The organism is Azohydromonas lata NBRC 102462 (assembly GCF_001571085.1).
Classification (GTDB): domain Bacteria; phylum Pseudomonadota; class Gammaproteobacteria; order Burkholderiales; family Burkholderiaceae_C; genus Azohydromonas; species Azohydromonas lata.
The window spans coordinates 1-12648 of the sequence record NZ_BCTC01000015.1 but is presented as its reverse complement, the minus strand read 5'-3'; the positions used below and the strand labels follow the sequence as shown (position 1 = coordinate 12648).

The following is a 12648-nucleotide window of genomic DNA, read 5'->3' as shown; positions in this document are numbered from 1 at the left end:
GCTTGTTGACGGCACCCCACAATGGGCCGACCCCTTTGACTCCGCCGGGAGGATGCGAATGTCTTTGGCCGTGCTCAGCAGCCGGGCGCTGGACGCCCTTGAAGCTCCGGAAGTACGCGTGGAAGTGCATCTGGCCAACGGGCTGCCCAGCTTCACGCTGGTGGGCCTGGCCGACACCGAGGTCAAGGAAGCGCGCGAGCGCGTGCGCGCCGCGCTCGGCCACAGCGGGCTGCCCTTCCCGCACAACAAGCGCATCACGGTGAACCTGGCGCCGGCAGACCTGCCCAAGGAGTCCGGACGATTTGACCTGCCCATCGCGCTGGGCATCGTGGCGGCCTCCGGCGAGCTGGACGCGGCGGCGCTTGCGCGCTTCGAGTTCGCGGGCGAGCTGTCGCTGGCCGGCGACCTGCGCCCGGTGCGCGGCGCCGTCGCGCTGGCGCTGGCGCTGCGCCGCGCGGGCAGCACGCGCACGCTGGTGCTGCCGCCGGAAAGCGCCGAGCAGGCCGCGCTGGTGCAGGGCGTGGACGTGCGCTGCGCCCGCCACCTGCTGGACGTGGTGGCCGCCCTGCGCCCGGGCGACGCCGCCGTGCCCCTGCCCCGCGCGCGGGCCATGACGCCGCCGGCCGCCGCGGCGCTGCCGGACCTGCTGGAAGTGCGCGGCCAAAGCGCCGCCAAGCGCGTGCTGGAGATCGCTGCGGCTGGCGCGCATTCGCTTTTGATGGTCGGCTCGCCCGGCAGCGGCAAGTCCATGCTGGCGCACCGGCTGCCCGCCCTGCTGCCGCCCATGGGCGAGGACGAGGCCCTCTCCAGCGCCGCGCTGCAGGGTTTATCCAGCAGCGGCTTCAACGTCGCGCACTGGGGCCAGCGCCCGGTGCGCGCGCCCCACCACTCGGCCAGCGCCGTGGCGCTGGTGGGCGGGGGCTCGCCGCCCAAGCCGGGCGAAATTTCACTGGCCCACGGCGGCGTGCTCTTCCTGGACGAGTTGCCGGAGTTCCCGCGCGCCGCCCTGGAGGCCCTGCGCGAGCCGCTGGAAAACGGCCGCATCACGCTCTCGCGCGCCGGGCGCCAGGCCAGCTACCCCGCGCGCTTCCAGCTCGTGGCCGCCATGAACCCCTGCCCCTGCGGCTGGCTGGGCTCCTTCGCCGCCACAGGCAAGCCCTGCCGCTGCACGGCGCAGGCCATTGCCCGCTACCAGGGGCGGCTCTCCGGCCCGCTGCTGGACCGCATAGACCTGCAATTGGAAGTGCCCGCCGTGAAACCGGCCGAGCTGCTGGCCGCGCCCGCGGGCGAGCCCAGTGCCGTGGTGATACGGCGCGTGGCTGCGGCGCGCGAGCGCGCCCTTGAGCGCCAGGGCCTTGCCAACGCCGAGCTGGACGCCGCGGGGCTGGACCGCCACGTGCGCCCCTCGGCCGCGGCGCTGCGCTTCATTGAACAGGCCGCCACGCGGCTGGGCTGGTCCGGCCGCAGCCTGCACCGCGCCATGAAAGTGGCCCGCACCATCGCCGACCTGGCCGGCGCCGAGCAGCCGGACGTGCCCCACGTCGCCGAGGCCCTGCAATACCGGCGCGCCTTGCCCGGCTGAGGCGGGCCGACAAGCCCGCCGGCACGCGCCGCGGCCTCGTCCGCACGCCGCACGGCCGGCCCGGCCGCGCCTTACTGCACGCGCAGCCGGCCGCCCTCGTCCACCACGCGCGTGCCCGTGGCGACGGGCTGCTGCTGGCTGAAGCGGCGCACGCTGCCGTCCTCCATGCGCACGCGCACGTCGTAGACCGTTTCGGAGCGCACGCGCTTTTCGATCTCGTGGCCGGCGAAACCGCCGCCCACGGCACCCAGCACCGTCGCCACCTTGCGGCCCGTGCCGCCACCCACCCGGTTGCCCAGCACGCCGCCCAGCACGCCACCAGCCACGGCGCCTATGCCCTGGGCCGGACCTTCCTGGCGCACGGCCTGCACCGACTCCACCACGCCGCAACTGCGGCACACCGCGGCCTGCGCCACGGGCTGCGGCGCCACGCTCACCGGCGGCTGCACGGCCGGTGCCGGCGCCGGGGCGCGGGCCACGTGTCGCGGCGCCGGCGCCGGTGCGTGCTGCACCGGGGCGGCGGGCGGCGGCGCTGGACGCTGCACCTCGTCGGCCGGCAGCTCCTGCGCCTGCGGCGCCAGCCGCGCGGTGTTGACGTTGTTGGCGCCACCCGGCGTGTACACCGGCGCGCCGTTGGCGGGCATCTGCCCCTGCTGCACACCGTTCGACAGCGCCTGGCCCGGCGCCGTGACCACGGGCGCGGCCGGCGCGCCGGACGAGGTCCCGCGCAGCATCCAGCCGCCGCCCACGCCCAGCACCGCCACCAGCACCGCGCCGCCCACCAGCGCCGCGGGCGAGCGCAGCGGCGAAGCCGGCTTTGCCATCGTCATGTCGTTCGTCCCTTGCATTGCCTTGCTCTTCCGGACCGCCGAAGGGCAGTCCCTGTCTAGGCAACGATCGAGCCATGCCCACGGCGGACGCCTGTGGCGGCGGATGTGCAACGAAATACAAACGCCCGGGCGGAGCCGGGCGTTCGATGGAGCAGGCCCCCGGAGCGGCGCGCAGGCCGCCCAATTCAAGCCGTCAGAGCAGCGGCGCCAGCGCGCGCTTGGCCGCGGCCTCGTCCAGCCCGTTGCGGGCGGCCCAATCGGCAAGCTGGTCCTCGCCGATCTTGCCGACGTTGAAGTAGGCCGCCTGCGGGTGCGCAATGTAGAAACCGCTGACGCTGGAGGCCGGCGTCATGGCCAGGCTCTCGGTCAGGCCCATGCCGATGGCCGGGGCGTCCAGCACGCGGAAGATCTCGCGCTTGGGCAGGTGGTCCGGGCAGGCCGGGTAGCCCGGCGCCGGGCGTATGCCGCGGTACTTCTCGGCGATCAGCGCCTCGTTGGACAGCGCCTCGTCCGCCGCGTAGCCCCACAGCTCCGTGCGCACGCGCTGGTGCAGCCGCTCGGCGAAGGCTTCGGCCAGCCGGTCGGCCAGGGCCTTGAGCAGGATGGCCGAGTAGTCGTCGTGCGCGGCCAGGAACTCGGCCTCCTTCTTCTCCACGCCCTGCACGCTCACGGCGAACATGCCCGCGTAGTCGGCCTTCACGCCGCGCGGCGCCACGAAGTCCGACAGGCAGCGGTTGGGCCGGCGCACGCCGTCTATCACCGGGCGCTCGGACTGCATGCGCAGCCCATGCCAGGTCATCAGCGGCTCGGCGCGCGACTCGTCGGCGTAGAAGGCGATGTCGTCGCCCACGGCATTGGCCGGGTACAGGCCGATGACGCCATGCGCCTGCAGCCAGCGCCCCTCCACCAGGCGCTGCAGCATGCGCTGCGCGTCCTCGAACACGCGCGAGGCGGAGTCGCCCACCACCGGGTCCTGGAGGATGTCGGGGTAGCGCCCGGCCAGGTCCCAGGTCTGGAAGAAGGGCGTCCAGTCGATGCAGGCCACCAGCTCCGACAGGTCCTGGTTGCGGAACACGCGCTTGCCGACGAACTTCGGCGCCGTCGCCTCGTAGGCGGCCCATTCGATGGGCGTGGGGTTGGCGCGCGCGGCCTCCAGGCTGACCAGCGGCGTGGCCTTCTTGTTGGCGTGCTGCTCGCGCACCTTGGCGTAGTCGGCTTCCAGCTCGGCGATGTACTTGGCGGCCCGCTCGTCGCTCAGCAGCTCCGAGCACACGCCCACGCTGCGCGAGGCATCGGGCACGTACACCACCGGCCCCTCGTAGTGCGGCGCGATCTTCACCGCCGTGTGCACGCGGCTGGTGGTGGCGCCGCCAATGAGCAGCGGCGTCTTCTTGCCGCGGAAATGCGCATCGCGCTGCATCTCGGCAGCCACGTACTGCATCTCTTCGAGGCTGGGCGTGATCAGGCCGGACAGGCCGATGATGTCGGCCCCCTCCTCCTTCGCCTTGGCGAGGATGTCCTGGCACGGGACCATCACGCCCATGTTGACGACCTCGAAGTTGTTGCACTGCAGGACGACGCTGACGATGTTCTTGCCGATGTCGTGCACGTCGCCCTTGACGGTGGCGATCACGATGCGGCCCTTGGACCTCACGTCGCTGCCGGCCGCCATGAGCGCCTGCTTTTCCGCCTCGATGTAGGGCAGCAGGTGGGCCACGGCCTGCTTCATGACGCGGGCGGACTTGACCACCTGGGGCAGGAACATCTTGCCCTGGCCGAAGAGGTCGCCCACCACGTTCATGCCGTCCATGAGCGGGCCTTCGATGACGTGCAGCGGGCGCCCGCCCTCGGCGCTCACCTGCTGCCACACCTCCTCGGTGTCGGCTTCTATGAACTCGTTGATGCCCTGCACCAGCGCGTGCGACAGGCGCTGGCGCACGGGCAGCGCGCGCCAGGCCAGGCGCGCGCTGTCGTCCTTGGCCAGGCCGCGCACCTGGTCGGCGATGGCCAGCAGCCGCTCGGTCGCGTCCGGGCGGCGGTTGAGCACCACGTCCTCCACGCGCTCGCGCAGCTCGGCGTCGAGCTGGTCGTACACGCCCACCATGCCGGCGTTGACGATGCCCATGTCCATCCCCGCCTGGATGGCGTGGTAGAGGAACACGGTGTGTATGGCCTCGCGCACCGGCTCGTTGCCGCGGAAGCTGAAGGAGACGTTGGAGACGCCGCCGGACACCTTGGCGCCAGGCAGGTGCCGCTTGATCCAGCGCGTGGCCTCGATGAAGTCCACGGCGTAGTTGTCGTGCTCCTCGATGCCGGTGGCGATGGCGAAGATGTTGGGGTCGAAGACGATGTCCTCTGCAGGGAAGCCGACCTCATCGACCAGGATGCGGTAGGCCCGCTCGCAGATCTCGGTCTTGCGCTGGAACGTGTCGGCCTGGCCCTTCTCGTCGAAGGCCATCACCACGCTGGCGGCGCCGTAGCGCCTGATCAGCTTCGCCTGGCGCTTGAACTCGGCCTCGCCCTCCTTGAGCGAGATGGAGTTGACGATGCCCTTGCCCTGGATGCACTTGAGGCCCGCCTCGATCACGCTCCACTTGGAGCTGTCGATCATGATGGGCACGCGCGCGATCTCGGGGTCGGAGGCGATGAGGTTGAGGAAGCGGACCATGGCGGCCTGGCTGTCCAGCATGGCCTCGTCCATGTTCACGTCGATGATCTGCGCACCGTTTTCCACCTGCTGGCGCGCCACGGCCAGGGCCTGCTCGAACTGGCCGGCCAGGACCATGCGGGCGAAGGCCTTGGAGCCGGTGACGTTGGTGCGCTCGCCGATGTTGACGAAGAGGTGCCCCTCGCCGATGGACACGGGCTCCAGGCCTGAGAGCCGCATGGGCGGCACGGAAATGTTGGCGTCGTTCATGAATAGTCCGGATTCAGGCTCAGGCGGGCTCAGGCGGCGGCGACCAGGGAAGTGAACAGCGGGTCGGCCTTGCCGCGCGGGCGGTAGGCGCTGACCTTGCGCGCAATGGCGGCGATGTGGTCCGGCGTGGTGCCGCAGCAGCCGCCCACGATGTTGAGGAAGCCGCTCTTGGCGAACTCCTCCATCAGCCCCGCGGTGACGTCCGGCGTCTCGTCGAAGCCGGTGTCGCTCATGGGGTTGGGCAGGCCCGCGTTGGGATAGCAGCTGATGGCGGTGTCGCCCGCGATGCGCGAGAGCTCCTCGACGTAGGGCCGCATCAGCGCCGCGCCCAGCGCGCAATTGAGGCCGATGGCGATGGGCTTGGCATGGCGCACCGAGTGCCAGAAGGCGCCCACGGTCTGGCCGGAGAGGATGCGGCCGGAGGCGTCGGTGACGGTGCCGGAGATGATGACGGGCAGCCGCTCGCCGGTGTCCTCCATCAGCTCGTCCAGCGCGAACAGCGCCGCCTTGGCGTTGAGCGTGTCGAAGATGGTCTCGACCAGGAAGAGGTCGCAGCCGCCTTCGAGCAGCCCCTCGGCCTGCTCGCGGTAGGCCGCGCGCAGCTCGTCGAAGCTCACGTTGCGCGCGCCCGGGTCGTTGACGTCGGGGCTGATGCTGGCCGTGCGCGGCGTGGGCCCCACGGCGCCGGCCACGAAGCGGGGCTTCTCGGGCGTGGCGTACTTGTCGGCCGCCTCGCGGGCGAGGCGGGCCGCGGCCACGTTCATCTCGCGCGCCAGCGGGGCCAGGTCGTAGTCCTCCTGCGCGATGGAGGTGGCGCCGAAGGTGTTGGTCTCGATGATGTCGGCGCCCGCGGCCAGGTACTGCTCGTGGATCTGGCGGATGACGTCCGGGCGCGTGAACTGCAGCAGCTCGTTGTTGCCCTTGAGGTCCTTGGGGTGGTCCTTGAAGCGCTCGCCCCGGTAGTCGGACTCGGTGAGTTTCCAGCGCTGGATCATGGTGCCCATGGCGCCGTCGATGACGACGATGCGCTGCGGCAGCAGCGCCGCCAGCGCGGCGCCCCGGGTGTAGTGCGGTGCGTTCATCCCCCGATTGTAGAAAGGGGACCCTTTCCGGCGCCGCCGCACGGGTGCGCCGGCGTGCCTACGTCACGCGTGAATCACGCGCGAAAGCCCATGCCGCGCCGCTGCCGCGCCTCGGGCTTGACCCGGTGCTCGCTCTCCAACTGGCTCAGGAACTCGTCCGGCTCGAAGCTCTCGCCCAACAGCTCCACCTGGCGGCGCACGGCGGCAAAGTCGCCCGGCGTGAGCAGGTCCAGTTGCGCCAGGCGCTGGCGCTGCTCGTCCGTCATGCGCGCGGCGTCGCCCTCCAGCGCCTCGTTGGCGAACATGCGCACGCGCTGCTCCGGCCGCAAGGGATGGAAGCGGATCTTGAAGGTGAAGCGCCGCAGCGCGGCCTCGTCCAGGTCGTCGAACAGGTTGGTGGTGCAAACAAAAATGCCGGCGAAGCGCTCCATGCCCTGCAGCATCTCGTTGACTTCGCTGACCTCGTAGCTGCGCTCGGCCATGCGGCGGCTGCGCAGGAAGCTGTCGGCCTCGTCCAGCAGCAGCAGCGCGCCCTCGGACTGCGCCTCCTCGAACATGCGCGCCATGTTGGCCTCGGTCTCGCCGACGAACTTGCTCATGAGGTCGCTGGCCTGGCGAATCATCAGCGGGCGCCCAAGCTGCTGCGCCAGGTGCTCGGCCAGCGCCGTCTTGCCGCTGCCGGGCACGCCGTGCAGGCACAGCGTGCCGTGGCCGCGGCGGCGCAGCGCCTCCACGATGCGCGGCAGCTCGAAGCGGCACTCCACGTTGAGCAGTTCCAGCACGTAGCGCGTGACGCTCACGCGCGCGGCGCTGCCGGCGCTCTGGCCCAGGGCGCGGTCGGCGTTGGCGAGCTGGCGCTCGATGAGCGCTTCCATGCCCGTGGCCTCGTTGGCCGCCAGGCGGGCGAAGCGCACCGCGGTGCGGATCTGCGCCGGCGTGAGGCTGCGCCGCTCGGCCAGCCGCGCCACGAAGCCCGGCGACACGGCGGCGCCTTCCAGCGCCCGCGCCACCAGCCCTTCGCGCGCGCCCGGCGGGGGCGACTTCAGCTCCAGGTGGTACTGGAAGCGGCGGCGGAAGGCCGGGTCGATCTGTTCGATGCGGTTGGTCACCCACAGCACGGGCACGGGGTTGGTTTCCAGGATCTGGTTGACCCAGGCCTTGCCGCTGACGCTGCCCGACAGCGGCGCGTCGCCGCTGTCCAGCCGCGCCATGAGCTGCGCGGTGTCGGTGGAAATGGGCGGGAAGACGTCCTCCACCTCGTCGAACAGCAGCGCCACGTGGCCGCTGCTCTTGAGGAAGACCTGGCTGATCTGCAGCGAGCGGTAGCGGTCGCGCCCGGAGAGCGAGTTGCCGTCGCGGTCGGCGTATTCCACCTCGTAGAGCTCCAGCCCCGCGGCCTGCGCCACCACCTTGGCCAGCTCCGTCTTGCCCGTGCCGGGCGGGCCGTACATGAGCACGTTGACGCCGGGCTCGCGCTGCGCCACGGCGTTCTTGAGCAGCGCGGTGAGCATCTGCACGTCGTCGCCCACGAAGTGGAAATCCTCGGCCGTGAGATCGGTGCGCCGCGCCGGGCGGGTGAACACGGCCATGAGCTCGCTGGGCTCGCGGTACTCGCGCATGAGCACCGGCGGCAGTTGCTCGCTGACCTTCATGAGGTCGGCCAGGTCGGTGATGTTGTGCTCGGAGATGAGGTTCTCGACCATGCCGATGCGCTCCAGGCGCGATCCGGCACGCAGCGCCTCGGCCACCTCCTGCTCGTTGACGCCGGCCACCGCGGCAATGGCCGCGTGCGCCTCCTGCGCGCTGGAGACCTTGAACTCCACCAGCAGCCCGCGCAGGTCGCGCTGGTAGCGCGCGAGCGTCCCGTAGAGCAGCAGCGCGCGCTCCGCGGGGTTGAGCTGCAGCAGCGCGGCCAGCGCGTCGATGTTCTGCTGCACGCGGATGGGCTGCTTCTTCAGGCTGCGCTCCAGCCACTCGGCGGTGGCGCCCAACACGGCCAGCAGGTCCTTGGGCGCGTCCTTGATGTATTCGTCGATGTAGAAGAAGAGCGTGCCTTCCTCATACGGGCCCCGCCAGCAGCCGTGGCGCTGCAGGAAGGCCGCGTCGGCGAGCGCCTCGTGGCCGCGCCAGAGCTCGTTGTCGCGGCAGCGCCTGCCCAGGAACTGCCGCAGCCGCGCCAGCGCCGGAGCGGGCCACACCAGATGGCGGCCCACCAGCGACAACAGGCTGCTCCAGTCGCGGCGCAGGTTGAATCGCCCGGCCTGCTTCATGGTCAGGGCCAGGACGAACTGAGAGCACATCAGATCGAGTACCGGGGCCTCGGTCAGCCCGGGTGAGGGCAGCAGGCGCGCATCGGTTCGACTTCTCACCGCAACTCCTTGCGCTTTCCAGGGTGCGCGCGATCTTGTCGCAGGCCCTTCGCACCAGCAAGCCCCATGGGCTTGAAGATTTCAAGCCCGCAGCCCGTGGGATGTGACAAAAAACCGGGCCCGCACGCGGCGGGCCCGTAGGGCTTGGGCAGGCGGGAAGGCCTCCCGCCCGCGTTGGGCGGTGCGCCGCTCAGTGCAGGGTCACGGGCTGCTGCGCGAGCTGCGTGTAGCCGGCGATGAACTCGTCCAGCGCCTCCTCGGTGGGCTCGGTTTCGACCAGCCGGTCCACGCCTTCGCGAAAGCGCTGGGCCAGCGGGCCTTCGAGGAAGATTTCCTTGCGGGCGAACTTGTCGACGATTTCGTAACCGCCGCGCGTTTGCGCCTGGATGTCGTTGTCCTGCACGGCGGGCAGATCGAACTGCAGCACCGCGAAACTGTCCGAGTTGTAGAGCATGAGCATCTTCAAACCTCCTGGGCCGCAGTTGAGGTGGTTGAGGCAAGTTTCAAGCCCATCGGCCCCGCGGCACCTGCTTCAAGACGCTTCAGGGCAGCCGTTCCTCGGACTCCAGCACCAGTTCCAACGCTTCGCCGCCCCCCGCGGTGGACAGCCGCGCGCGCACGGGCAGGTAGTGCGACAGCGGGTCCAGCCAGAACTCCACGCGCGTGTCGTACTGCTTGCGCGGCTCGCGCGAGAGCTTCAGCGTGCGCAGGGGCCCGGTGGGGCCCTCCACCGTCTGCTCGCCCTCGACCTTGAAGGTCCAGACGTCGGCATCGGCGCGCGAGCCGGTGACGAAGACGCGCACGCTGGCCCCCGCCACGAAGCGGCGCGGATCGGCCGCGACGATGGCGGGAATCTGCAGCAGCACGCTCAGGCGGTCCTGCGCGCCGGCCAGCAGCGGGAACTCGGTGGTGGGCCCGGAGAAGGTGAGCTTGCCCGCGTCGCGCTGGAAGTTGGCGGCCTGCGCGTCGCGGCCGCGGCGGCGCACCTCGTAGCGCTCGGGGGCGATGCCCGCGCCGTCCAGCACGCCCTGGCTGCGCCAGTCCAGCACGTTGATGCCGGCCACGTCGCCCGTGAGCGAGGCCGCGTACTGTCCCGCCCCGGGCTGCCAGCGCAGCACACCCGTGCCCCACAGCAGGCCGCGCTCCAGCCGATAGCGGCGCAGCACGGGCGGTGGCAGCTCGGTGGCGTACACGGGCGGCGCCGGCTGGGCCTGCGGCGCGTCCGAGGCGGCGGACGCGGGCGCGGCCGGGGCAGAGGCCGCTTCGGAGGCCACTTCGGAAGCCGGCGGCACCGAGGCCGCGGCAACAGCCGTCTCGGCGGCGGCCGATGCCGGCGCGGACGCCGCCGCGGGCACGTCCGGCACCGCGTCCGGCGCCGAGGCGGCCTCGGCCACCACGGGCGGCGCCATCTCGGCCGGCGGCGGTGCCGGCTCGGCCGGGCGCGGCTTGGGCGCGGGCTTGGGTTTGAGCGCCGGCTTGGGCGCCACGGCCCGCGGAGGCGGAGGCGGCGGAGGCGGCGGGGGCGCCGGCACGGCCTGCAACTGGAAGGGCACCGCGGCCGTGCGCTCCGGCAAGGCTTCCTCGGGTTCACCGGCGCGGCCGAACAGCAGCCAGGCATGCAGCAGCGTCACGCCTGCCACCGTGAGCAGCAGCGCGACCCGGCGTCGGCGCGGCGCCGACAATGGCAGGTTCCGCAACGGTGACAAGGGCTATGAAACTGGCGACTTACAAGGACGGTTCGCGCGACGGACAGCTCGTCGTGGTGTCGCGCGACCTCACACGCGCGCATTTTGCGACCGGCATCGCCACCCGGCTGCAGCAGGTGCTCGACGACTGGAACTACATGGCGCCGCAGCTGCAGCAGCTCTACGAAGCGCTCAACCGCGGCCAGGTGCGCCACGCCTTCGATTTCGACCCGCGCCTGTGCGCCGCCCCGCTGCCCCGCGCTTTTCAACTGGCCTGGGCCACGCGGCCGTCGCCAGTGCGGCCTGAAGCCGAGCCGGACGCCCCCGCCCCGCTGCGCCTGGAGCTGTGCGCGGGCGACGCGCTGCTGGGCCCCCGCGACGTGGCCGAGTTCGCCAGCGACGGCTGGGACCTGGACGCCGAAGCCGGCATCGCCGTGGTCACGGGCGACATCGCCGCCGGCACCCCGGCGCTGGAAGCGCTGGAGGGCGTGCGGCTGCTCACGCTCATGAGCCGCTGGCGGCTGCGCGCGCTGGACGCGTCGGACGCCGGCTTCAGCCCGCCGCCGGCCCTGGGCCCGGTCGCGGTGACGCCGGACGAGCTGGGCACGGCCTGGGAAGGCGGGCGGCTGCACGCCGACTTGCAGCTCACCTGGAACCAGCGCCGCCTGGCACGGTGCAACGCCGCCGAGGCCCTGCCCTGGCACTTCGGCCAGGCACTGGCGCGGCTGGCGCACACGCGCATGCTGCAGGCCGGCAGCGTGGTGGGCTGCGCGGCACAGGCCGAGGCGGCGGGCGCGAGCTTCAGCGTGCAGGCACTGCGCGCGCACGAGCCAGCGTCCGGCGACGCCCCCACCGGCGGCTGGCTGCGCCACGGCGACCGGCTGCGGCTGGAGCTGCTGGACGCGCGCGGGCAGGCACCGCTGGGCGCCATCGAGCAGGCCGTGGCGATTGGCCGGGGGTGATTTTCAAGAGGCGCTTGAGGCGCAGGGGCGGGATTGCGCTGTTCCACAAGGGAATCCGCCCTGCACCAACGCCGGCCCTGCGTGATGCCGATCGAATCGAAGCCCACATCCCGGCATTCGTGGATGCCCGCTTTCGCGGGCATGACGGCGTAGAGGCCGGAGCGTCTTGGCTGGCGGGAGGCCGGGTCCCGCCGGCGTTTGCCGGACGGCCGGGCTCCCGCGCGGCGCCGGCCAAAACATTGGACGATGCGCTCTTGCCTTCCCTGCCCTCAACGCCACCTCCAGCGCCATGTCCGATTTCCCCCGCTCCCTGAAATTCGCCACCGTCTGGCTGCTCCTGGGCGCGGTGCTGTTCCTGGGCGTGCAGTGGTGGCAGAACCAGCAGCAGCGCACGCGCTTCACGTTGCAGGAGGGCGTGGTGGAGCTGCGCCGCGGGCCGGACGGGCACTACCACTGGCCCGGGCGCATAGGCAACCAGCCGGTGGATTTCCTGGTGGACACCGGCGCCACCAGCAGCGCGCTGCCGCTGGCGCTGGCGCGGCGGCTGGAGCTCGACGAGGTCGGCCGCGTGCGCACGCAGACAGCCGGCGGCGAGGTCATGGGCACGGTGGTGCTGGCCGACGTGGCGCTGGACGGCGGCGTGCAGGTGCAGCGCCTGCGCATGGCCGCCCTGCCGGGGCTGGGCGACCGCCCGCTGCTGGGCATGGACGTGCTGGGCCGGCTGCACTGGCAGCAGCGCCAAGGGGTGCTGCGCATCGAGCTGCAGGGGCGCTGACGGCGCCGCGGCCGCGGCCCGCCCCGCGTTGCCTGCGCCACCTTCCTGCTGCGCGATCCGTCATGCCCGGCAGGCACAATCGCCGGTTCGTCGTGGGAGACAAAGACATGGCTGAACAGCCCGATTTTTCCAAGCTCGTTCCGGGATTCGATTTCCTGCAGAAGCTCGTGGGCAGCGCCGGCGCGGCCATGCCGTCCATGGGCCAGTGGGTGGCGCCCACGCTCAACCCCGAGGAGCTGGAAAAGCGCATCAACGAGCTGCGCGCCGTGCAGTTCTGGCTGGAGCAGAACGCCCGCATGCTCGGCGCCACCATCCAGGCCCTGGAAGTGCAGCGCATGACGCTGACCACGCTCAAGACCATGAACGTGCAAATGGGCGACCTGCGCGACGCGCTCACCATCCGCCCCGCCGCCCCCACACCCACCCCCGCGCCGACGCCCACGCCC

At 71.8% G+C, this 12648-nt stretch carries 10 protein-coding genes; 4 read left to right on the top strand and 6 right to left on the bottom strand.

Translation table 11 applies throughout. The features are described from left to right. Positions 1-58: 58 nt before the first annotated feature. The gene (locus ALA01S_RS07770; RefSeq protein WP_066334379.1) at positions 59-1582 is read left to right on the top strand and encodes a YifB family Mg chelatase-like AAA ATPase; all 1524 of its coding nucleotides are present in this window, start codon (positions 59-61) and stop codon (positions 1580-1582) included. 71 nt (positions 1583-1653) lie between these two features. Here ALA01S_RS07770 and ALA01S_RS07765 read toward each other — a convergent pair whose 3' ends face one another. The 6 genes from ALA01S_RS07765 to ALA01S_RS07740 form a co-directional block, all read right to left on the bottom strand. Further along, positions 1654-2412 carry a glycine zipper 2TM domain-containing protein gene (locus ALA01S_RS07765; protein WP_066334376.1) on the bottom strand — a complete coding sequence of 253 codons (759 nt, stop codon included), beginning with the start codon at positions 2410-2412 and terminating at the stop codon, positions 1654-1656. Positions 2413-2605: 193 nt separating this feature from the next. After that, complete coding sequence (metH, locus tag ALA01S_RS07760; RefSeq protein ID WP_084267321.1) at positions 2606-5329, bottom strand: methionine synthase; 2724 nt, start codon at positions 5327-5329, stop codon at positions 2606-2608. Between the two features lie 29 nt (positions 5330-5358). Further along, positions 5359-6411 carry a homocysteine S-methyltransferase family protein gene (locus ALA01S_RS07755; protein WP_066334374.1) on the bottom strand — a complete coding sequence of 351 codons (1053 nt, stop codon included), beginning with the start codon at positions 6409-6411 and terminating at the stop codon, positions 5359-5361. 74 nt (positions 6412-6485) lie between these two features. Beyond that, complete coding sequence (locus tag ALA01S_RS07750; RefSeq protein ID WP_066334372.1) at positions 6486-8780, bottom strand: ATP-binding protein; 2295 nt, start codon at positions 8778-8780, stop codon at positions 6486-6488. Between the two features lie 190 nt (positions 8781-8970). Next, entirely contained in the window at positions 8971-9240 is a 270-nt protein-coding gene (locus ALA01S_RS07745; protein ID WP_066334367.1) for a BTH_I0359 family protein, read from the bottom strand. Positions 9241-9322: 82 nt separating this feature from the next. Next, positions 9323-10462 carry a DUF3108 domain-containing protein gene (locus tag ALA01S_RS07740; RefSeq protein ID WP_066334365.1) on the bottom strand — a complete coding sequence of 380 codons (1140 nt, stop codon included), beginning with the start codon at positions 10460-10462 and terminating at the stop codon, positions 9323-9325. 29 nt (positions 10463-10491) lie between these two features. Here ALA01S_RS07740 and ALA01S_RS07735 point away from each other — a divergent pair, with 29 nt between their 5' ends. From ALA01S_RS07735 to ALA01S_RS07725, 3 genes are all read left to right on the top strand, one after another. Next, on the top strand, positions 10492-11427 hold the full coding sequence (locus ALA01S_RS07735) for a fumarylacetoacetate hydrolase family protein (RefSeq protein ID WP_066334363.1): 936 nt from the start codon (positions 10492-10494) through the stop codon (positions 11425-11427). Positions 11428-11716: 289 nt separating this feature from the next. Next, positions 11717-12202 carry a retropepsin-like aspartic protease family protein gene (locus tag ALA01S_RS07730; RefSeq protein WP_066334361.1) on the top strand — a complete coding sequence of 162 codons (486 nt, stop codon included), beginning with the start codon at positions 11717-11719 and terminating at the stop codon, positions 12200-12202. A gap of 107 nt (positions 12203-12309) precedes the next feature. Continuing rightward, positions 12310-12648, top strand: a 339-nt coding sequence (locus ALA01S_RS07725) for a PhaM family polyhydroxyalkanoate granule multifunctional regulatory protein (RefSeq protein ID WP_373862981.1), incomplete at its 3' end; no start/stop codon positions are given.